General features: G+C 58.8%; 19 protein-coding genes. All 19 read right to left on the reverse strand.

The genetic code is table 11. From position 1 onward, the window contains the following. Positions 1-8: 8 nt before the first annotated feature. On the reverse strand, positions 9-1,052 hold the full coding sequence (gene tssG, locus QMN93_RS01360) for a type VI secretion system baseplate subunit TssG (RefSeq protein WP_193139432.1): 1,044 nt from the start codon (positions 1,050-1,052) through the stop codon (positions 9-11). Further along, entirely contained in the window at positions 1,049-2,920 is a 1,872-nt protein-coding gene (gene tssF, locus QMN93_RS01365; RefSeq protein ID WP_039263601.1) for a type VI secretion system baseplate subunit TssF, read from the reverse strand. The genes tssG and tssF overlap by 4 nt, the downstream gene beginning before the upstream one ends. Positions 2,921-2,922: 2 nt before the next feature. Further along, on the reverse strand, positions 2,923-3,486 hold the full coding sequence (tssE, locus tag QMN93_RS01370; RefSeq protein ID WP_182383699.1) for a type VI secretion system baseplate subunit TssE: 564 nt from the start codon (positions 3,484-3,486) through the stop codon (positions 2,923-2,925). Then, on the reverse strand, positions 3,479-4,291 hold the full coding sequence (locus QMN93_RS01375; RefSeq protein ID WP_193139434.1) for a type VI secretion system accessory protein TagJ: 813 nt from the start codon (positions 4,289-4,291) through the stop codon (positions 3,479-3,481). The genes tssE and QMN93_RS01375 overlap by 8 nt, the downstream gene beginning before the upstream one ends. 9 nt (positions 4,292-4,300) lie before the next feature. Beyond that, entirely contained in the window at positions 4,301-5,299 is a 999-nt protein-coding gene (locus QMN93_RS01380; protein WP_033145791.1) for a hypothetical protein, read from the reverse strand. Positions 5,300-5,315: 16 nt separating this feature from the next. Continuing rightward, positions 5,316-6,113: a PP2C family serine/threonine-protein phosphatase gene (locus QMN93_RS01385; RefSeq protein ID WP_014884226.1), complete on the reverse strand. Its 798-nt coding sequence runs from the start codon at positions 6,111-6,113 to the stop codon at positions 5,316-5,318. Continuing rightward, complete coding sequence (tagH, locus tag QMN93_RS01390; protein ID WP_182383700.1) at positions 6,110-7,873, reverse strand: type VI secretion system-associated FHA domain protein TagH; 1,764 nt, start codon at positions 7,871-7,873, stop codon at positions 6,110-6,112. The genes QMN93_RS01385 and tagH overlap by 4 nt, the downstream gene beginning before the upstream one ends. Positions 7,874-7,960: 87 nt before the next feature. Then, positions 7,961-8,314, reverse strand: a complete 354-nt coding sequence (locus QMN93_RS01395; protein WP_182383701.1) for a T6SS amidase immunity protein Tai4 family protein — start codon at positions 8,312-8,314, stop codon at positions 7,961-7,963. Next, positions 8,311-8,802, reverse strand: coding sequence for a type VI secretion system amidase effector protein Tae4 (locus QMN93_RS01400; RefSeq protein WP_121424099.1), 492 nt, complete (start codon positions 8,800-8,802; stop codon positions 8,311-8,313). The genes QMN93_RS01395 and QMN93_RS01400 overlap by 4 nt, the downstream gene beginning before the upstream one ends. 58 nt (positions 8,803-8,860) lie before the next feature. Continuing rightward, positions 8,861-9,343 (reverse strand): type VI secretion system tube protein Hcp, encoded by a 483-nt coding sequence (locus tag QMN93_RS01405; RefSeq protein WP_008502640.1) that lies wholly within the window; start codon positions 9,341-9,343, stop codon positions 8,861-8,863. 345 nt (positions 9,344-9,688) lie between these two features. Further along, complete coding sequence (gene tssC / locus QMN93_RS01410) at positions 9,689-11,188, reverse strand: type VI secretion system contractile sheath large subunit (protein WP_014884232.1); 1,500 nt, start codon at positions 11,186-11,188, stop codon at positions 9,689-9,691. Between the two features lie 3 nt (positions 11,189-11,191). Continuing rightward, positions 11,192-11,716, reverse strand: coding sequence for a type VI secretion system contractile sheath small subunit (gene tssB / locus QMN93_RS01415; RefSeq protein ID WP_182383702.1), 525 nt, complete (start codon positions 11,714-11,716; stop codon positions 11,192-11,194). A 75-nt stretch (positions 11,717-11,791) separates the two neighbouring features. After that, positions 11,792-12,808: a type VI secretion system protein TssA gene (gene tssA / locus QMN93_RS01420; RefSeq protein ID WP_323619144.1), complete on the reverse strand. Its 1,017-nt coding sequence runs from the start codon at positions 12,806-12,808 to the stop codon at positions 11,792-11,794. Positions 12,809-12,819: 11 nt separating this feature from the next. Continuing rightward, positions 12,820-13,536, reverse strand: coding sequence for a type VI secretion system-associated protein TagF (gene tagF / locus QMN93_RS01425; protein ID WP_023312158.1), 717 nt, complete (start codon positions 13,534-13,536; stop codon positions 12,820-12,822). 16 nt (positions 13,537-13,552) lie between these two features. Continuing rightward, positions 13,553-17,173, reverse strand: a complete 3,621-nt coding sequence (gene tssM, locus QMN93_RS01430; RefSeq protein WP_193139438.1) for a type VI secretion system membrane subunit TssM — start codon at positions 17,171-17,173, stop codon at positions 13,553-13,555. 2 nt (positions 17,174-17,175) lie between these two features. Then, a complete protein-coding gene (locus QMN93_RS01435) occupies positions 17,176-18,414 on the reverse strand; it encodes a DotU family type VI secretion system protein (protein ID WP_033145801.1) in 1,239 nt (412 codons plus the stop codon). A gap of 17 nt (positions 18,415-18,431) precedes the next feature. Beyond that, the gene (tssK, locus tag QMN93_RS01440; protein WP_193139440.1) at positions 18,432-19,775 is read right to left on the reverse strand and encodes a type VI secretion system baseplate subunit TssK; all 1,344 of its coding nucleotides are present in this window, start codon (positions 19,773-19,775) and stop codon (positions 18,432-18,434) included. Between the two features lie 28 nt (positions 19,776-19,803). Next, positions 19,804-20,307: a type VI secretion system lipoprotein TssJ gene (gene tssJ, locus QMN93_RS01445; protein WP_023312162.1), complete on the reverse strand. Its 504-nt coding sequence runs from the start codon at positions 20,305-20,307 to the stop codon at positions 19,804-19,806. A 23-nt stretch (positions 20,308-20,330) separates the two neighbouring features. Next, positions 20,331-20,825, reverse strand: coding sequence for a hypothetical protein (locus tag QMN93_RS01450; protein WP_033145802.1), 495 nt, complete (start codon positions 20,823-20,825; stop codon positions 20,331-20,333). Positions 20,826-21,814 lie beyond the last annotated feature (989 nt).

Raw genomic sequence — 21,814 nt, forward strand, 5'->3', positions numbered from 1 at the left:
CGGAAGGATTACCGCTCTGCGCGATACACCAGATCGCCACGCGGGACAGGCTGCGGCTGAAGGCCCAGCCAGGTGTTATAGCCTAATCGCCCATTGCTGCCGAGCGTGGTGCCCTGCACCGCGTCTTCACGCAGGATCACCCGCGTTTCCCATTCAAACTCCACCCCGGCGTACTGACGCACCCAGTCGCGCAGCTCGGTGACCCACGCTTCACCCGGCAGAAAACGGTTGTACTCCTCCGCGCTCAGCGGGCCAATTTCGATGCGAAACTTATGCTGCACGTCGCGGACGGCAACGCCGAGAAAGGCGGATTCCCCCATGCGCGGCATGCGGCGCCCTGCTCCCAGCTGCGCCTGCTCGCGCGTGGAAAGCGGCATCCACTGCGGCACGTTGCTCACCAGCTTAACCGGCGCTTTAAAATAGCTGCGCAGGATCTTCTCCAGCCCCTCCGGATCCCGCCCGTGACGGGTCAGGTGTCCGGCGTGGGTAAAGCGGGCATGCGAGCTCAGGCTGCCTTTGTTCATCTGCCCCGGCTGCCCCATGCCAATCAGCGACGCCAGGTAACCCTCAAAGCGCCTGTTATCGGCGCGATCCAGAGAGACGGCCGGCTGCGCATCCGCCCAGGCGCGGTAAAACAGCAGCGCAAGGCGGTGATGGAACAGATCGGCAAACGCGCTGAGGCTGGTGTCCTGATGATGATAAATACGCTCGCGGGCGTATTCGGTCATGTGGACCGGCAGCGGGCCGTTCGGGCCAAACAGGCCGAAGCTGAGGATAGACACCTCGTGCAGCCCGCTTTCCTCCCGCTGACGTACCTGAGCCAGCGTCGACGGCGCAAAACTCATCGACGGCTGCTGGCCGATGCGCAGCGGCTCAAATTTCGGCAGCGGCGCGCGTCCCAGCGGGTAGCGCTCGCCGCCCTGGGCATCAATGCGCCTTAGCAGCTGAAACAGATCGTAGCGCCAGGGCGTCTCGCGGACGCCGTGCCAGAACGCATCCGGCAGCCGGGTCAGGCGATGCACGCGCAGCGGTGCGGTGGCAGCGTCACTCATATCAGCGCCCTTTTACCCATACGCGGCGCCCAGTAGCCAATCTCGCCGCGCTGCTGACTCTTCAGGGTGAATTCCGTAAAGCTGTTGATGGACACCAGACGGGCAAAGAGACGCTCCATCACGCTGCCAAAGAGCCACGGACTGGCGCCGGAAAAGGCTCGCTCGTCCACCGTCAGGGTAATGCCGATCCCGCGGGCGAAAACGACCGGGCCGGGTTCAGGCACGCGGCGGTGAACCGGCTCCAGCACGCAGTGGCGTACCCCCTCCACCTGACGCGCAACGGGCGTTTCTGCCAGGTTGGCGTACAGCCCTAACAGCTGGCGCAGCGCGGCCGCGCCGTCTTCGTTTTCGCTGTCCATCAGGCTGAGGTAGTTCATCTGCAGCTGGCTGATGAGCCGCCAGGTGCTGAACCCTTCCGCCAGCGCCGGGCGCGGCGGCGTTGGGCCTTTGCGCAGGGTGAGGGATTTCACCGGCATGGAGTCGGCCATAATGAACTGCCCGAGTTCCTGCTGCAGCATCAGCGGCAGATCGCGGCTGGTGCAGAGCACCTCGGCAGAGATATAGCGCAGGTTTTCCTGCCACGGGGCGTGCTGTTCATCCACCAGCGAAACAAACACCTCCGAGCCGATATAGCCGGTGCGCGTGCCGTAGCGCAGGGCGTGCTCGGACAGCACGCGCTGTTCGCGGCGCAGGGAAAAATAGGCCCCGTAGTTGCCCGCATCGCCGCTCCAGGTGCTCCAGAATGGACGAAACGTCTGGTCATCGCGCTGGCCGTCCGCGCTGCCATAGATTTTTTTGACCGCGTAAATTTCATAATCCAGCGGACGAATGTTATCCACCACCAGATGGTATTCATGCTGGCCTTCATTCAGCTTCTGACGCGCCGCGACCTTTGGGAACAGGTTGATGACCGGCGTACAGTGCAGCGCCAGATGGCTGGCATCAACCACGCGCTCCAGCTGTTCATCCGACTTATCCAGCAGAATGAAGATGTCGAAGGCTTTTTCGCCCTCACAGCGCTCGATAAGCTTGCCCAGACCGCTCAGGCTAATGAAGCGGAAGCGGGCCGGAAACGCGAAATACTCCTGCAGCAGGCGATAGCCGTCAAAGTTGCGCAGATCGTCCGGAAGCAGGGCCTGGTCAGGTTCAAATCCCTCCTGACGCAGCGCGTCCGAGGCCAGCAGCTGTCGCTGCGGCTGCGGGCTTACCGTCTGGCAGACGATCCCGGCGTGATGCTCCATCACCAGCTCCAGCAGCTTCAGCGCTTCAATGTCCGGACCGCCGAGGAAAAATTCCAGACGGTCGAAATCCAGGTGCCCGAGGTTTTGCGGGCCGTCGCAGGCGATGCGGATCCGCAAGGCGCTGCCGATCCCCCGCTGGCTCAGCCCCAGCTGCGCCAGCGGCAGATCGGCGGGCACTCCGCCCAGCTCGACCTTATCGATTTTCAGCGGCAGCAGGTTGACCTCGTGCGCCGTGGTATAGCTGCAGGTCACGCCGGTTTTTTTCAGCGCCAGGCTGTCCATCATGGTACCGCGCGGCACGATAAAGCCCTTGCTCAGGTCGCCCCGGCTGCTGTCGGGCTCAATCTCCGCAATCGCCATCGACGGCGTGGGCGCGAGATAGTTAGGGGCAATCATCTCCAGCAGACGCTGGGAGAAGCGCGGAAACTCCGCGTCCATTTTCATCTGCACGCGGGAGGTCAGGAAGGCGAAGCCCTCCATCAGACGTTCGGTATACGGGTCCGCCACTTCGATGCCGCGCATGCCCAGCCGTCCGGCGACCTTAGGATAGCGTTCGGCAAACTCGGCCCCCATTTCGCGCAGGTAGGCCAGCTCGCGGTTGTAGTATTCGAGCAGTTTACTTTCCATGATTACCCCGCATCTTTCAGTTCAAAATGGCCGTTTTCCAGATCGACATCGGTACGAAACAGAAACTCCAGCGGGTACGGCACACACCATAAACGCCCTTTGATCTCGATGGAGAGCACGTTGTGCAGATCCAGCGAGGAGGTATCCGACACGCAGCGGACCTGCAGCCCCTGCGGTAAAATGCGCGGCTCAAAATTGATGATGGCCTCGGTGAGCTTGCGCTGAATATCGTGCCATTCGATATCCGACATTCTTTTCCCGGCCAGCGGCGCGACGCCGAAGTTGACCACCGAGCGCTTCACGTGCGGCAAGGCGCTCAAATCGCCAGAGGCATCGTGGTTGATGGTGTTAAACAGCCACTGCAGATCGCGCAGGACGTTGCGGCGCAGGGCGGCGTGGGTGATCAGATTGCTGTTGGCCGACTCGCGTTTTTTTTCCGGGTCGTTATCGGTGAGACGATCCAGCAGCGAGGGCTGCATTTTGTCGCGCGCCCCCACCTTCTCCTGCTTGCTGCGGGCTTGCCAGCCGCTGCGCAGCAGATCGCCTTCGCCAGCGGGATTACTCATCGGCTCCATCCGTCGCAAACGTCACGAGGCTTAAGGACAGCAGCGGGTATTCGCTTTGCTCGCTCAGCCAGGCCTTCTGGCCCCTGCCTTCGTAAAGAGTGCCGTCTTCGTCGAGCGGCTGCCATTCGGTGGTGCGGCCCAGCCTGACCGCATCAGTGGCATCGGCAGCAAACGGGTAACGCGCCGGGATCTGACACACCTGCTCCGTACCGTAGGTCAGGCGCACCAGCGCGTGACGCCAGACCAGATCGGTCACGCTGGCGGGCGCCTGGAAACGGATCTCCGCGATGGCGCTGAACGGCAGCCAGAAATAACGGCCGTTCACGATGGTTTCGCAGACCGGGCCGAGACGGGCATCGCCGTCCATCAGCCAGTCAAACGCCTGCGTCTCCTCGTTTTCGAGGATAATCTGGCCGGGGATGGCTTCAGCCCGATCGAGGGCGTCCAGACGCAGCGCCCGGGCGCGCTCGCCCTCCTCGCTCAGCGCCGCGGCCAGGGTCGTCAGCCACGGCCACTGGGTTTCAGGCATAGCCGGACGCGCCTGTCCCGCCATCACCTGCGCGCGCTGCAGCTCGCCCTGAATGGATTGCTCCAGCAGCGTGACGGTGGGCTTCGCCTGAGGCTTCAGCGCCAGCCAGCTTTTCAGCTGGGTCAGCGCGCGCGTCCAGTTGCCGCTGAGGGTTAAAAACTGCACGAACGCGGCGCGGAGGTCGGCATCCGCCGGACGGGCTTTGATTTCAGCTTCAAGGCGCGCCAGCGCATCGCTGAGCGACTCGCCCGCCAGGTGTTGATAGAGCGTATTCATAGCCACTCCTTAATTCGCCGCGCGCCATGCGCCGACGGCCGGGTCGCGCAGCTGAGGACGCAGGGTGTCAATCAGGACGATATTGAGCGGAGTGCCGGGTGCAACCCAGGCGCTCCAGGTTTTTTTCACCGCCGCAATACGCGCCTGCAGTTTTGCATCGTCGCTGGCGATTTCACGGGAAATCTCCACCGCTACGGTGCCGTTGCTTTTCCAGCTGTTCAGGGCGCTATCGTAAGGCAGGATCATCCAGCTCTGGTCGCTGTTTGGGGTGCTGAACACCATGCGCTCTTTGTTGACGGAGGTGATCAGCGCGTTTTCAGGATCGGCGCTTTGATTCAGACCCGTCACCGGGAAGCCGTGGATATACGTCACCGCCATCTCTTTCTGTCCGCCGTTGCGGGACTGTGAAACCACGGTGTGTCCACTCAGCCAGCTGCCGTTACCGCAGCGGGTGGTGTCAGAATCCGGAATAAAGAGCGCCGGAGCGGAAGCGCCTCCTTCCCAGAAGGTGCGCAGGTGGCAGCCGTCCTGCAGGGTGAATTCCTGCCACGGCGTGCGGTCAGCCGCGACGGTGCGGGAAGCCACGTTCTGGTCCGGCGGCAGCAGCGCGCCGCTGGTTGGGGTTGCGGTGACGGTCGCAGCAGGCGCGGCCTGGTCCTGTTTCACCACCAGCGCCCAGTCCTGCGCTTTGCCTGCCGTACCCTGCGCCAGCGTGGTACCCGCCGGATCGTTTAGCGTCCAGCTAAGCTTATTCACTTTGCTGCACTGGTGTTCCAGCAGGGAGCCAAGACGCGGCACAAAGTTCTCCAGCACGGAGACGTCTTTCTTGCCGTTCGCCACAATGCGCAGCGCCACCTCAGGCTTACACCAGCTCTGCGGCGTGTTGTCTTTAATGTTGTCGATCCAGATATCCAGCTTCTGCGCAGGCGACTGCACGATGCGGAAATTCTCAGCCTGCGCGGTGGAGGTGACCGCCAGAAGTGCCAAACCCGATAGCCAAAGTTTCATATCGTTCCTTGTGTGTCTAATCAGTTCCGCAGGGAAGAAATTGCGCTGCGTCAGAGAGGGTGTGCAGCAAAGTGGTGTCCTGAGGGTTGCCCATCCATACCGCCAGGGCAGTATAGTTATCCTGAGCATTCCCCTCCTGTTCGCCATTCTTTTGAATGATTTGGTTCATTAAGGTCAGCCACTCCTGCGGCGTATTGACCATATGCAGCGACTGCTTCATTTGCTCTTCGCTAACGCCGTGCCAGAACCCGTCGGTGCAGAGTAAGAATGCATCGCCGTCTTCAACCTGCACCACGTCGCTGTAGCTCGCTTCCGGCCCGCCGTTTTCAATTCCCAGCGCCAGATAGAGCAGGTTGCTGTTCAGGTTGTCGGTCTGGTGACCGGCATCTTTCATCTGCTGCACCAGGCTGTGGTCGGTGGTCACATGCCACAGCCATCCCCGGCGAAACAGGTACAGGCGGCTGTCTCCGGCGTGCGCCCAGTAGGCCAGGCCGTAATCGCGGTCAATGAACAGGCTGACCAGCGTCGTGCCCATCCGGCGATAGTCCTGAACGGCCTGCTGTTCGCTGAGGATGGTGCGGTTAGCCGTCTGCACGTAGTCGCGGATATGCTGCGCATTAAGATGTTTGTCGCCATCGAAGCGGGAGATAATGCTGTTGCGGGCCAGCTCTGCAGCCACCTCACCGCCCGGCAGGCCCGCGATGCCGTCGCAGACGACAAAGCAGGCTGAACGTTCCCCTATGGTTTCTCCCGTCTGATCCTGGTTGCTGGCGCGCGTCCCCTGGCGGGAGAGAGAAGCCGTTGCGATATTCATTTGTCTTCCGATCCGCTCTGTGAGTCTTTGTACTGATTCACCTCCATGTCGTACGCATGAAGGAAGGCCTCGCCGAACAGGGTGTGGAAGTCATCCTCAATCTCGCCAGCCGTTTCGCCATAGCTGCGCACAAAATAGTCCCACAGGGCGGCTTTGCGGCTGCCCGGCAGCGCCAGACGAGAGGTCATCCCGTTCTGCTTCGCCTGCTCTTCCAGCTGTTCCGGGTTAAAGGACTGCAGCATCGCGGCAATGATGGCGCGGATACCGGAGATCATGCCCAGCTGGTGCGCCTGTAGGTCGATCAGCGCGTCGCGCACGGATTTGGTCGGCGGCATAAAGCCCGGCATCGGGGTGCCGAACATCTGGATCAGCACGGTTTTGCCGGTCGGCAGCAGCTTGAAGGGGTTGTTGGCATCGTCCAGCACCATGGTCATATCGGCCTTCACGCCCCGCTTGAGGATGGAGCGCGAGGAGAGCAGCGCCACGGTCCCCTGAGAGAACATGCCGAGGATCTGCCCGAGCTGACGCATATTTTCACGATCAAACTGCGGGACGGGCTGCATTTCGCTCAGCCCCATCCCCTCCAGCAGAGCCTCCAGCAGCTCGCCCTGCAGCACTTCGCCCTTCTCACCGCTGTTCGCCGTAGCGGTTGGGGCGGCAGCGTTATTGACCGGGTCGATGCGCAGACGGCCCTTCGGGGCCTGAGCGCTGCTGCGCGCAACGGCCTGTGGCGTAGGCATGGTGAAGCCTGCGTAATCCGGTCGCGCGGGCTCTTCTTCAGCTCGCGGTTCTTCCTGCGGCTCAGGCGCGAACAGCGGAGAATCGGCCAGCACGTCCTCTTCCTGCTCGGGTTCCGGCACTGGCGCAGGCTTTTCGTCAATGATGTCATCCGGATGGGTTAATGGCGCGCCGCCCATCAGCCCGAGCGGGTCGTCATTACGCGCGGCTGGCGCGCTGGCCTTACCGCCAAACAGGGCCAGCGGATCGAGCTCATCCGTCGCCTCATCTTCTGACTTCACGGGGCTATTCTCGCCCGGCGGCACCAGTGTTGACGGGGTGACGTCGTCAAAAATACTCTCTTTTTTGAACAACGCTTCGTCGCTGAACAGCGTGTCCGGGTCGACATTCTTACGCTCGAGCTTTGGATCGCTGTCGTTAAACAGCGCCAGCGGATCTTCCGCGTTACGCTCCGGGGCCGCAGGCTGGGAGAACGGATCGTGCGATGCAGCAGGCTGCGGTTTTGTACGGTTGCTGGAGATGCTGTCGGAGATGGAGAACTCCTGCATCAGGCTATCCCAGATCTCCGTTGGCACGGCGGTTGGCTCGGCCTTCCCGCGCGGTGCGGCACTCGCCGGCTTCGGTTGCGGAGCGGGCGCGGACGCGGCTGCCGGACGCGCCTGCTGATGCATGCTTGCCGCCATACGGCTCACGGGCTGGGTATCGTGGATCAGTTCGGTCACTTCGATGCGGTAGTCATCAATACCGAGAATGTCGCCATCCTGCAGCTCAACCTGACGCCCTCGCTCCAGCGGAATGTCATTTAATACCACGCGGGTGACGCTGCCACGGTTGGTCACGCGGCATTCGCCCTGGGCGTCAACGTGAACAATGGCCTGCAGACGAGAGATGGTGCGGTCATTATCCGGCAACACCAGATTGTTATCCGTACCGCGCCCAATGGTGCCGCCCGGGGCGTAAAAATCACAGCTGCTTTGCGGCGGCTGATGACCGGGTTTCGTAGAAATAATCGTGAATCGCATGGCGTATTCCTGCTGGTATGATTAGCGCTCAAACGCTGCCGCTCTCGGGGCGAGAACGGCGGCGTTTGGGGGCCGATTCCATCTGTTCTATTCTGGCGTTTTGAGCGGACGAATCGCGTCGCTATTGGCGATTAAGCTGCACTTCAAAACCTGATAATGACCTGGCTGAGTGCCACCCACTTTCTCTTTCAGTAGAGAAGCAATCACCTTGTCTGCCTTTTCAAAATTCTCAGCAGGCAAATTGCTAGCTTCGAGCCAGGCGGCGGCGCTGGCCTCTGCATCAGCTTTCAGGGCTTTGCTGTCCGCAATGTTACCGATACACCGGTTTTGCACCCAGTTTTCAAAGATTTGTTGCTGAGAAAAAGCACTGATATCAGGCAGCGTTTGGGCATAAACAAAAGAGGCATTTAATGCCAACACGAGCAGCAGTAAACGTTTCATTTCAGGCTCCAGAACGTTGCGTTGGTAGGAATAAACGAACCATTTCCTGGAGAACCAAGGAAATGACAGTCATCAGAGCAAATATTTCCATTCCAAAGTGTTACGTGCCCGGTTGCATCACTCCAGCCGTGCCCGGTAAAGATGATAATGCCTTGCTTACCAGCAAATTGGGCAGGCGTTGGGGAAGAAACTGACATATCTGCATTGCCCAGTACCGTGGGTAGAAATGCAATCATATCTTTAACGCGGAACATATAGCGCTTTTTGTCGTTTCCGGTCACTGTCGCATATTTGCTATTAGAAGGAATCGGGATACCACAGTAATTTAAAACGTAGCTCATACGAATTGGGCAGGCATTTTTAAAAATACCGGCATCAATATTATGCTGAACTTTTCCACCCAATAACTTACCAACCTGTTCTACGTTTACATTCACTTCTCTGAATCGGTTCCAGGCGGCGCCAAAAGCAGGACGCATTTGAGACATCTTGTTTCTCCTTGATAAGAAGCTCAGGATAAAGTGAGCCCTTTCGGGCCCACTATTATTATGCTTCTTTGTTTTCTTTGATGTTCCAGCCAGCGCTGCTTTCAGCACCTTTACCACCAGACGTGGTCTGCTCCCAGTACTGCTGTTTCACTTTCGCAGCCTGGAATGCATAGGTCACACCAACGGTATCGCCGTTGTCAGCACCGGTGTACTGAACAGAGGTGACCAGCACATCTTCCAGCGTGATGCGGGAGTATTCCACCTGCTGGCCGCCGGCTTTACAGACGGACAGCTCAACTTTGGTCAGGTGTTTGCCGCTGGCGCAGTGTTTCAGGATAGCGGTGGTGGATTTGTCGATCAGCGCGTTAACGTGCAGGTCGTTGAAGTTAACTTTACCGGCACCGCCGCCACCGCCAACGCTCATATTACCTGGCTGGGAAGCGCCCCAGGAGAAGGAGGTAATATCAGTCCAGCCGGTGTGGTTAGAATCTTTAGATTCGCCCGTAACACCCTCGACCTTCAGAAACATATCAATAGCCATAATATCTACTCTTCGTGGATGAACAATATTGCTTTCGAAAAAGCACTTATATGGCAAACAGGAAAGCATGGGGCTGAATAAAACCGTCCATATTTTACCTCTGCCTCATATCAAATGACCCGTGTCATTTGACAGTCTTACATTCCCCCTGAATGAACGGAAAGAATGTGAAGCCTTTACTACCGGGCGTTATTCTGGAACCGAATAAGCCCGGCATTACCGGGGATTAATTTTTTGAATTCTTACGGACCGTGACGTTTGAGGAAAAATGAATAACCACCGCAGCGGTATTTTCCCCTTACCCCCGCCCTCTCCCTCAAGGGAGAGGGGGCGTCCGTGTCTTTATCACGCGTCTTTCGTCTTCAGCGACGGCAGTTTAGATACCAGACGCAGGGAAACGGTCAGACCTTCCAGCTGGTAGTGTGGACGCAGGAAGAACTTCGCGGCGTAGTAGCCCGGGTTGTCTTCAATCTCCTGCACCTGCACTTCCGCTGCCGCCAGCGGTTTACGGGACTTGGTCTCCTGAGAGGAGTTCGCCGGGTCACCGTCGACGTAGTTCATGACCCAGTCGTTCAGCCAGCGCTCCATCTCTTCGCGCTCGCGGAAGGAGCCGATTTTGTCGCGCACGATGCACTTCAGGTAGTGCGCAAAGCGGCAGCAGGCGAACAGGTAAGGCAGACGAGAGGCCAGACGCGCGTTGGCGGTGGCATCCGGGTCGTGGTACTCGGCCGGTTTCTGCAGCGACTGCGCGCCGATGAAGGCGGCAAAGTCGGAGTTTTTGCGGTGAACCAGCGGCATAAAGCCGTTTTTCGCCAGCTCAGCTTCACGACGATCGCTGATGGCGATTTCGGTTGGGCACTTCATGTCCACGCCGCCGTCATCGCTCGGGAAGGTGTGGCACGGCAGGTTTTCCACCGCCCCGCCGGACTCCACGCCGCGAATCGAGGTGCACCAGCCGTACTCTTTGAAGGAGCGGTTGATGTTGGCGGCCATCGCATACGCGGCGTTCGCCCAGGAGTAGCTGTTGTGGTTCGCGCCGTCGGTCTGTTCTTCGAAATCAAAGCTGTCGACCGGGTTGGTGCGAATGCCGTACGGCAGGCGCGACAGGAAGCGTGGCATCACCAGGCCCAGATAGCGGGCATCTTCGGATTCACGCAGCGAACGCCAGGCCGCGTATTCGGTGTTCTGGAAGATCTTGGTCAGGTCGCGCGGGTTAGCCAGCTCCTGCCAGGACTCCATCTGCATCACGCCCGGCGCGGTACCGGTGATAAACGGACAGTGCGCCGCAGAGCCGATGCGCGCCATTTCGCCCAGCAGCTCAACGTCCTGCGGGCTATGGTCGAAGTAGTAGTCGCCCACGATGCAGCCAAACGGCTCGCCGCCGAACTGACCGTACTCCTGCTCGTAGATTTTCTTGAAGATCGGGCTCTGGTCCCAGCCCACGCCCTTGAAGCGCTTCAGGGTGCGGCCCAGCTCCTGCTTGGAGATGCTCATAAAGCGGATCTTCAGCATCTCGTCAGTTTCAGTGTTGTTCACCAGGTAGCTCAGACCGCGCCAGGCGCTCTCCAGCTTCTGAAACTCTTCGTGGTGAATGATCTGGTTTACCTGCTGCGATAGCTGCTCGTCGATACCGGCGATCAGGTTCTGAATGGTGCGGTAGGTGTCGTTGGAGAAAGTGACGGTATTTTCCAGCGCCTGCTGCGCCAGCGTTTTGACCGCGCTTTCGACGGCTGAACGGGCCTGATCGGTTTTCGGGCGGAACTCTTTGTTCAGCAGCGCGCTGAATTCATCCTGGCTGAACGCCTGACCCGCCTGCTGCTCGTGTTGTTGAGTCTGGTTGCTCATCGATTATTCCTCGCTACCTTTCGCGCTTTCGTCATTTTTCGGCAACTGGCTCAGGGATTTGAGCAGCGTCGGATCCTGCAGAATTTTAGCGATCAGCTCTTCCGCACCGTTTTTGCCGTCCATATAGGTCAGCAGGTTGGAGAGCTGGGTACGCGCTTCCAGCAGCTTGCTCAGCGGCTCGACCTTGCGGGCCACCGCATCCGGCAGGAAGTCGTCCATGCTGTCAAAGGTCAGATCCACGTTGAGCTTGCCTTCGCCGGTCAGGGTGTTATCCACCTGGAACGCCACGCGCGGCTTCAGCGCCTTCATGCGTTCGTCAAAGTTGTCGATGTCGATTTCGAGGAATTTACGCTCGTCGACGGCCGGCAGATTTTCAACCGGTTTGCCGACCAAATCGGCCATGACGCCCATCACAAACGGCAGCTGAATCTTACGTTCTGCACCGTAGATCTCTACGTCATACTCGATCTGCACGCGGGGGGCACGGTTACGTGCGATGAATTTCTGCCCACTGTTACTCATTGCCATGATGTTCTCCATCAAAGATGCGCGGTGAAGGTGAAACGGCAGGCTCCATGCCTGTCGTCATAATGCCTGGACGCGTTATTCGCGGCGCCCAAAGATGTTTTCAAGTTGGTTAACGCCGTCTGGCGCCAGGTCGCGAATAATGTCCATAAAGTTAAGTTCTGACAGCCGCTGCACCCGTTCAATCATCAGCGGTGCGGGGTGGCTCGGTTCGTACTGCGCAAAATACTGCTTCGCTTTTTCAAGCATCAGCTGCGCGTCGGCGCGGCTGGTGATCTGCACGCTGCGCCAGTCGGTGACCGGCTGAACGGGCTGCGCTGCCGTCGACTGCTGCTCGGCCTGGGGTTCTGCCTGCGCCTCACGGTTCGGCAGCAGCTTGCTGATGTCGGTTACCTGACACGCGCTGGCGACCAGCCCGACGGTTTTCAGCAGCTGTTCCATCTCGGGCACGCCGCTTTCACCGAGATGCCCGGAGAGCAGCTCGCGAATCGCCAGCAGACGTTCGTTAATGACGATAACCGCGGCGGTGCCGGGCTGGTCGCCGCGGGCCAGCTCGTCAATCAGCCGTGGACGGCCGCCGGGATAGTCCGGGCATTCCGTCTTGCTGCCGTCCAGCAGGGCCTGGGCATCCCGGAGCGAAATTTCATCGCCGTTTGAACGCAGAAGCGAGGCGTTTCGCACGGCGACGGTGAGGTCGGATTTATCGCTCAACCCTGCCAGGGCGTTAATGCGGTAGAACGGGTCGGTTTCGCCATACTCTTCCAGCAGCGGATAGAGCGTCTCCCAGTAACGGGCGACCGCCTCCTGCACCAGCAACAATCCGTCCGCGTAGCCCGCCAGCCCGCGGCGGCGCGTCCAGGCATGGGTTAACGCCAGCAGTACGCGAAGATCTTTGGTGCGGGTCAGCAGGCTGGTGGCGTATTTTTCCACCGTGTTCCAGTCAGCGGGCTCTGCCGGGATAATGGTGTCGCCAAACTGCTGTTCCGCTTTCCCAAGACTTGCCTGATTCATGATCTGGAAGTCGGCGTCGTACTCCAGGTTTTCGCCGCAGGGTTTTTCGGGACTGATTGGCGCGAGAAATTCTTCGATATTCATGAGATCCCTGCTTATTCAAACATGGGCGGATAGAGACCGTGACGCCCCGGACGGGCGCCCCCTGCCGGGTCGAACAGCAGGGTGAAAAGCTGCCCGGTAAAGTTCCCGCTGTGCACGTGGGTGTACAGCGGGTAGCCGTCGCAGCGGTTGGTCCACCAGTAGCTGGTCTGACGCAGCGGATCAAAACACTCGGCCGCCTGAGGCCAGCCCAGCGTGCTCTGGCCGTCCTCGTCATAGCCAATCACATCAAGGATGTCGGAACGCTTTTGCGGCTCGACGGGCTGCGGCGCCGGAATGGTCATCAGCATCTCATCCAGCTGCGAGGCGGAAAAACTGTTGCGCACCGCGTGCAGCCCCAGGCGCCCAATCTGCTGGTACCAGCTTTCGGCCTGGCTGAGCAGGCTGGTCGACCACTCTGACGGGGCGAAGCTCAGCTGCAGGCAAACCGGATACTGTCGGCCAACGCTGTCACGGCCGGGCAGCAGACAGCCCATCTGGATCATCTGGCTGCCCAGCATGGGCGGTACCACAAAATTCCAGACTGGCGCTTTGTGAAACTGGCGCTCGCCGCTGCGCTGCTCTTCCTGCTGCCAGGCCAGCAGGCCGACCTGGAACCAGTGTGACCACTGGCGCTGTAAAGTGTCAGGAAAGCGACGCTGCAAAAAATCTCCGGCGCTGGGTAATTTGCCATACCAGCTGTAGCGGTTCATCGCAGGGGTATTCGTCATACGGCTGTCCTTGCGGTTATGGGCATGAGAAACGGGGAAGCTGGAACGGGTTACGAATGCTGTTTGGCGCAAACTCCAGCGTGACCTGATGTCCGTCGACGTTGAAGGTGGCCTGACGGCTCAGGCTACCCGCGCCCGGGCTGGTGCTCGCTTTATCGAAGAAGCGGTTGAGCGCCCAGGCGCCGTTGGTGACCAGCGTCGCCGTGCTGCCGTTAGCCAGCCCCAGCTGCATGCGTACCTGGTTGGTGCCGCCCGGCCCCGGCCAGTTCATGATCTGTACGGCCTGCGGACCGTGGCTGTAGCGCAGCAGCTGGCCGTCAACGTCCAGCGTCAGGTTCAGAATGGTGTTATCCATTCGCACGGTGCGAACCGTCACCTTGAAGGACGGCGTCGTGGCGCCATTAGCAAAGAAGGCGTCGCGAATCGACTGGGCCTGCTGGAACGGTCTCAGCAGCCCTTCACTTCCCGGCAGCGTTTTCCCGTCGATGCCCGGCATAAAGCGCCAGTTTGCCTGCGTGGTATCCACTTTATTGGTCAGATTGTCGCGGAAGAAAGCGTCCATCAGCCCGGTTCCCGGCGCAAACATGCGCGCGAGATCGTCAGGGGTGACCTCGGCGCTGGCGCTGCGCACCAGCGGGTAACGGCCGGCGATCGCCTGACGGCAGAATCCGCCCACCTCAACGTTAATCCGCTTACGCACGTTTTCGAGGTCGCGGCGCTGGGTATCGCTGCTGGCGCCCACCGCCATATTGCTGAACATGGTTTGCAGCCCGCCCGGCAGGCGACCGGCGCTGGCCTGCAGGCGGCTGATCGCCTCGCCGCCCGGTGCCGGCATGCCGCTGTTGGCCGCGTCCTGGACGGCGGTCAGGTAGCGGTAGAGCTCATCCACCTGCTTGAGAAAATCATCAAACACGATGGTCTTCCCGCCCTTCTCCAGCGGCTGCGCCAGCTCAATCATCGGCGCGTAGTGGTCGGTGACCAGCTGTTCCGGTGCCTGGGTGACCACGGCGGCCTGGGTCGGCGCAGCGTCATTGTTGCTGAACAGCGCTTCCAGCGTGCGGGTGGCGCGGTTGCTCTGCGCCTGCGCTTTATCCGCATCTTCCGGCGCTGGCGCATTGCGTGACAGCCTCAGGACCTGGCTCAGGTTCTGCACCAGACGGCGCAGAGGCGAGTTTGCGCCGGAGAGCAGGCGCGCGGTGTTGATGCGCTGGGAAAGATCGGCGCTGTTATTGAGCTGGATGTCGGCGAGGAAGCGATCCCAGTTCGCGATAAAATCGCGCATGTAGAGCTGGCGCACGGCGTTATCGATCTGCTGTTTATCTTCCTGCGCCGTCGCGGCCCCCAGCACCCAGGCATCGTCCTCGTGCAGGGCGGTGGTTACGCTGTCAATCTGGCCGTTAAAGCTTTTCCAGTAGCCGTCCGGCGTATACAGACCCGGCACGCCTTCGCTCACCGGCTTGCCGCTTTTGCGTGAAAACACCAGCTCGCTCTGCGGTCCGCCCAGATCGGAAAGGGAGACCGGCTTGAGGTTGTCATCATGTTCAAGCAGGCGTTTGAGACGACCGTAAACGCGCGTGGAGAGCGGCTGCTGGCCGATCATCGCTCTTTCGCGGGCCACCAGAGATTCATCCTGCGCGTACGGCGAGGCCTGGATTTTCGGTTCCAGCAGCTGCGTCAGGTGCCATTCAAGCTGCTGCAGCTGCGCCTTCGTGACGTTCTGCGGCAGATTTCGCTGCAGGTTGAGCATCACCCACGAATGCAGGAATTTACCGTCGTAGTGCTTCGGCTGATACAGCATCTGATAGGCTTTCAGCGCTTCATAGCTATATTCCACATCGCTACCGTTGTCGTTGCGCAGCCAGGTGGTGATGTGCATAGCGACGGCAGGCAACAGCATCTGATCCAGCGCTTTCTGGTACAGAGACTGCGAGGCATCGCTGACGTCATCTCCGCGGTAGAGCCCCATACGGCGGGAGACGGGCGGATCGTTTACATCAAACGCGTCGCTTTTCGGCAGGTCCACCAGACCGTTCAGCAGCGGCAGCAGATCGAACAGGTCACGCTGGGTCTGGTTCTGCAGCGCTTTGCTCTGCTGGTCCAGCAGCGGCACCTTCGCATCCACCTCTTCCAGATAGGCCTTGTTTTTGGCATAGCTGGTCAGCCACAGACCGCCGAGGATGACCAGCAGGGCCAGCAGCGCCGCGTAGCCAGACCAGATCACCGCCCGGTTGCGCAGCTCCCACCAGCGGTTTTCGCCCGCGATCCCGGCTTCCTGGAAGATGACGTTTTGCAGCAGGTTCTTAATGAAGAAACTCTGACCTTTTGCCCCCGGGATAGGCGCTTCTTTGCTGACCGAATCCCAGTTATCCGCCTCTCCCCCTTCCGGCAGCGACAGCGCGCGGTTCAGTTCGCCCATCACGCGGTCGAACGGCATGCCTTCCTGCGTCCCGCTGGCGAAGTAGATCCCGCGCGGGGAGAACTCGGTTTCGAAGTTGGAGCGGGCGAAGACCGTGCTCAGGTAGTCCGCCAGCAGCGGACGCAGCGCGGCGAACTCCTGCGGGAAGAGATACGCTTCAGCGCGGGTTTTCGCGTCATGCTCTTTCAGCATGGTTTCCGGCAGCCCGGCATCAAGGCGCTGCTGGAGCAGAGAAAACTCCTGCTGGAAGTTGCCCATCAGGTCGTAATCGGCGTGTTTGGTTTGCTCCCACGGCAGCGTAAAGCCCCAGATCTGGTCGCGCTGCGCTTTGTCGTAGTCGGCAAACCAGGCGCGGAAACCTTTAAGCAGGTCGGCCTTGGTCACCATCACGTACACCGGGAAGCGGATACCCAGCTGTTCATGCAGCTCGGACAGACGCTGGCGCAGGTTCACCGCCTGCTGGCGGGACGCCTCGGCGGACTGGGTGAGCAGGTCAGAAATGCTGATGGTGATGATGACGCCGTTGATCGGCTGGCGGCGGCGATACTTGCGCAGTAACCCCATGAACTCCAGCCATTCGCCGGCGTCCTGCACCTGCTCGCTCTCCTGGGTGGTGTAGCGGCCCGCCGTGTCCAGCAGCACCGCTTCATTGGTAAACCACCAGTCGCAGTTACGCGTGCCGCCAATGCCCCGCAGCGCGGTTTTACCGAAGCGATCGGCCAGCGGGAACTGCAGCCCGGAGTTAACCAGCGCCGTGGTTTTACCGGAACCCGGCGCGCCGATAATGACGTACCACGGCAGCTGATAGAGATATTGCGTGCTGAAGCGCTGCGTCCACTGGGCGCCCTGGCCCGCTTTGCTGAAGTGCGCTTTTTTAAGCATCTGCGCGGCTTCATCAAAGCGGCTGGCGAGGATCTGCTCCTCGCTGTTCAGCCGCTTCTGCGGATCCGCCGCTTCCGGGCTGGCGGTGTTCTCTTTGAGCTTGTCCATCAGCTTGCGGTTCAGCCAGGCATTGTACAGGCGCGGCAGAATGTGGCCCTGCGCCCAGAGCAGATAGACCACGGCAATGCTGATAATGCGGTTCTGCTCAGACTCAAGCGGTCGGGTGTCCACGATGGACAACAGGGGACCAATCATCCAGATCACCGCCGCAAGCGCCGTTACGCCGAGGAAGCTCCACAGAATGCGGTTGGTCAAGATGGAAAGAAGTGTAGTCAGCATCCTTAGTTTCCTTGCGGCAATCCGTTCAGCTCAGCCTGAGTGTTTTCAGGCGACACCAGCAGAGTAATTTCCACACGGCGGTTACGGGCGCGGTTTTCAGGCGTCGTGTTCGGCGCCACCGGGTTAATCTCGCCCCGCCCTTCCGCTTTCACGCGGCCAGGCTGAGAGAGGCTTCCCTGCAGCATTTTCTGTACCGAGCGGGCGCGTTCCAGAGAGAGTTCATAGTTCGAGGCAAAGCGCGCGCTGCGGATCGGCACGTTGTCGCTGTAGCCCACCACCAGAATTTTGCCGCTGACGTTATTCATCGCCTGCGCAATGCGGTTGATGACCGGTTCATAGCGGTCACGCACGACGGTAGAGGCAGAGGCAAACAGCCCGTCGCCCTTCAGGATAACGACGCTGCGATCCGCTTCGTCTTTCACCGCGACCAGGCCCGCCTCGATTTCAGGCTTCAGGAAGCCGCGCAGGTTCAGCACCGCCGGAAGCTGACGGGCCGGTTGCTGAATAGTGGTTTCCGGCAGCTGGGACTGGTAAATCTTCGCCAGCACCGGGTTGGTGTTATCGCCAAGGCGCCAGTTAAGCACGATATAAAACAGGCAGGCGATAAACCCGGCCAGCGCCACGCAGGCCCACAGAGGAACCATCGGCCGCCAGAGCTTGCGCAGTACCGGACGATCTTCCGGATGGGGAGAAAGCGGCGGCGGATAGCTGCCGCGCACGCCGCGGATCATCTGCCACAGCCGCTGCTTGATGGTTTCAAGCTGCGTGCGGCCATTATCCAGCACCCGATAGCGTCCTTCGAAGCCCAGCAGCAGGCAGTAGTTGATCATCTCCAGCAGCAGGATATGCTCGCGCGGGTTCTGCGACAGGCGCGCCAGCAGCTGGAAGAACTTCTCGCCGCCCCAGGTTTCGTTGTGGAAGGTCACCAGCAGACCGTTGCTTGACCAGACGCCGCTGCTGCCCCAGGGGGTGAGCGCGGCGGCCTCATCGAGCGCCGTACACAGGCAGTAACGTGCCCCGACGATCACTTCGTAGGGCAGCCCCGCCTGCTGACAGCGGACTTCGAAACGGCGAATCTCATCGATCAGACGCTGGCGTAACGCCACCTGATCGTCATGGGAGACCGAATGACGGATCTGCGGAATCGCGTTGAGCAGCGGATTGGCGGCCGCCACCAGCTGATTGTTGCTACTGGCTCCGGTAAACGCGGCATCACTGCCGGTGTCCTGTCGTTCCTGCATATTAAGCGCTCGCTTTATTATTCTGTCGGGCTACGGATGGCCCAAAACTCCATATCCAGCCCCGGGAATTCCCCTGCAAGATGCAGGGCAAATGCGCCGGACTTATCCATCTCGTGCCACAGCTCGCTGCCCTTCTCCAGTTCAAAGTAGCTGTAGCCGGCATGCCACGGGATCTGCGGCGGCGCGACCGGCATGGCGCGCAGCATAATGCCCGGCAGCTGAAGCTGAACCAGATCGCGGATTTTCGAGACCGGCGCGACCTTCATCTGCGCCGGGAAATGGGTTTGCAGGTGTTCGCCCGGCACGTTGGCTTTTACCGCCAGCACGAAGCCGAACTCGCGCACCATGCTGGTTTCAGGCACCGTGGCGATGTTCAGGCCGTGAGAGCGTTCGTTAAGCGGCAGCTGAATCGCGTGGTCTTCCATCACCAGCGACAGCCCCTGACGCAGCATCAGCATCAGTTTGCTGAAGCAGTTAGCCAGATCGTCATGATCGTAAATCGGCAGCACGCTTTCGGCGGTACGCTGCGACGTCCAGGTGGCGAGCTCGGTCGCAAAGGGCAGCCAGCTGCGCCAGAGCGTTTCCGGATGCAGCAGCGGGAGGGTTTTTAAATGCGAAACCTCGCCCAGATGACGGTTAACCAGCGACAGCAGCGTGAACTCAATCAGTTCGGAGGTGTTAAAGCGGCCAGGCTGGCGCAGACGACCGCCAATTTGCTGGCTGCGCTGGACCAGCAGACCGTGCAGATCGTTGATCATGCTGTAGATCTGCGGGCTGTTGTTGGCGTTGAGCATCGGCGGGATGTAGCTGTTATCGAGCCGCACGTGGTTGTCGTTACGTTTCTCCGTCACAAACGCCACGCCGATGGCGGTCCATTCCGCCGTGAGGTCTTTTTCCAGCATCAGGGTCAGACGCAGACGGCCAAACTGGACGGTGGCATCCCCCACCGACATGGCGTTGTCGTCTTCCACCTCTTGCTCGAAAGCGATGAAGCGCGCCAGCGAGGCCGGCTCTTCGCTAAAAATCACCTCTTCTCTCTCGCCACGACGAACCGGCAGCGCGAGCACCACCTTTTCTTTGGTGAGATTGTCAGGAATTTTCAGCGGTGCAGGACCGTTGCGCCCGTTAAGCACCTGGAAAAAGGTGCCGTCCGGCAGCAAGCCACTGCAGTAGCTCAGGGCAATGCATCCCTGACGAAGCATCGCTTCATCCAGTTCCACGTCAAGAAAGCCCCAGAGATATGACCGCTGTAGCGCGCCCCATTCACGAACATGGTTGAGCAGATAGCTTTCAGTCCGCTGAAAATGGTGTGGACGCAGGAACATGCCTTCGGTCCAGACGACCTTTTCTGCTTTCGTCATGATGATGTGTTTCCTGTGTTGAAGCGCGTTACTGGCTGATGACCCGAATGCCGTTCACGTCGAGAAAAACGTTGGCCTGAAGTTCATCCGCGGACCATTTCCAGAACTGGTAGATATGATTTTCGCCAGGCACAGGCAGAGGGAGTGAAACGCGCCATTTTTTGCCATCCAGCATCTGATACTCCGCCATCACGCCGATGTAGCGGGCCTCCGGAGAGCTTTGCCCGCTGAGGGTTTTGGACAGCTGTCCCGGCATCAGGAAGAACACGTCGCTGTTCAGCAGATTCGCGCCAAGCGTGGCTGACGCGTTGTTCTGCAGGGAGTAGAAGTCGCTGGACATGAAATCCGCATCGGATTTCAGCAACAACACCCGGACCTTAAGCGGCGCAGATTCGTTGATTTGTGGATGAGCCTGAAACTGCAGATTGTAGCGGGAGGGGTCGCTGTGTGAAGACGACGTACAACCACTGACCAGGGCGAAAATCACCGCGTAAAAGAATAACCACAGCTTATGAAAATTTTTATTATTCATAAAAATGCGCTCATGCAAGCCGTTTAGTTCAGGATCCAGGTACCGTTAGCGCTGTCTTTGCAGGCTTTGCTGTTGCCATCGACGTCGACACAGGTCGCTTTTTTACGCGCCTTCGGACGAATGGCCTGTTTACGCACGGCGGCGTCGTACAGGTCGGCCTTGATCACGGCGCGCATCGGGACGTAACCAATCAGCTGATCGTTGCCTTCATCGGCAAGCGCCATCCAGTAATGTTCAACCTGACCCAGCACCACGTACGTTTTTCCGGTGTCGAGAGTGCGGATAACTTTGCCGCCGAAGTCAGGACGGCTCATCAGGGAGGCTGGATACATGGCGCGATACGGTTCGTTGACCGGGTTGAACTCCGCCGGCGGCGTCACAGCGTGACGGTGGGTTAAGGTCACGCCGTTGACCTGGCTGGTCTCGATCGTATCGTCGTTGATCACAGGTTTCTGCGGCGCTTTACAGCCCGCCACCGCCATTACAAACAGAAGTGAAAACAGTACGCGCATTTTCATATGCTTTTCCGTAGCGATATTTCGATGATGAAGATAAGGGAGTGAAGTTTGACTTAGGTGCTATTGTTAAAATAGCCAGGATATTTTCGGGGCGTTACTATTTTAAGGGCATAGCTACCGCACGAGCCCTTCAGAATAAGGCCCAGTGTCTTCCTGACATATTTTGACAAACGGTAAACAAGTTTACATGAGCTTCGTCTCAATTCAATATTTACCGGTACGTAACTGTTGGTAAATGAAGCAGTCGGAAAATTATAGGATTAATCCTATGAAAAAACCCGATATGACCTACGCCCTTTTATTTCTTAGCCACACAACATTGCAATCATTTGTTTTATATACAAAAAACACAAAAGAGAACCACTTTCATTAACGCAATACGGCTATTATCGCCACTACCATAATTAGTAGAATTCGCGTATTGGTGAGGTCAGCAGAATATATGAAAGATGAATTATTTGTTGCACTATCAGGGTAACTTTAATATTGAATGCACGCGTTAACGTGAATGTGACTATTTCACTTATGTTGCACGACGTTAATTTTACGCCTCAAAATAACTTTATATTTCGCGTTGCGACAATTATCCGACCAGGCCTGAAATTTATCCTTTAATCATTAAGCCTGAGTTAACCATCCTGACATTATCGCAGCCAAAAATGCTCGCAATAGCCCGCCAGCAGCGCCCCGTGTTTATTGCTGCCGCCCGCAGCCTTCATTCGAAATTTTATTGCTGCTACATCCTCTCCTGCTCGCCCCATCTATCTTGCCTACCGTGTGATAGATAAGATTTATTATTAAAATGATAAAATTTCGTTATAATTTCTTTAAATATTTAAGCATCAGATCCGATAAATCGCTGTAATAAAAAGAATTTAAGATAAGGCACTTTTCCGCACCGTATGCGCGTAGCCATCCGGTCGTCATTGCTTTCGCTTATTGTCTTATACAGCGCTTATATGTGTTCAGACGTTGTGTGACCGAAGAAA

It is taken from the genome of Enterobacter sp. R-1.6.2 (assembly GCF_035064085.1).
Lineage (GTDB): Bacteria > Pseudomonadota > Gammaproteobacteria > Enterobacterales > Enterobacteriaceae > Enterobacter > Enterobacter asburiae_B.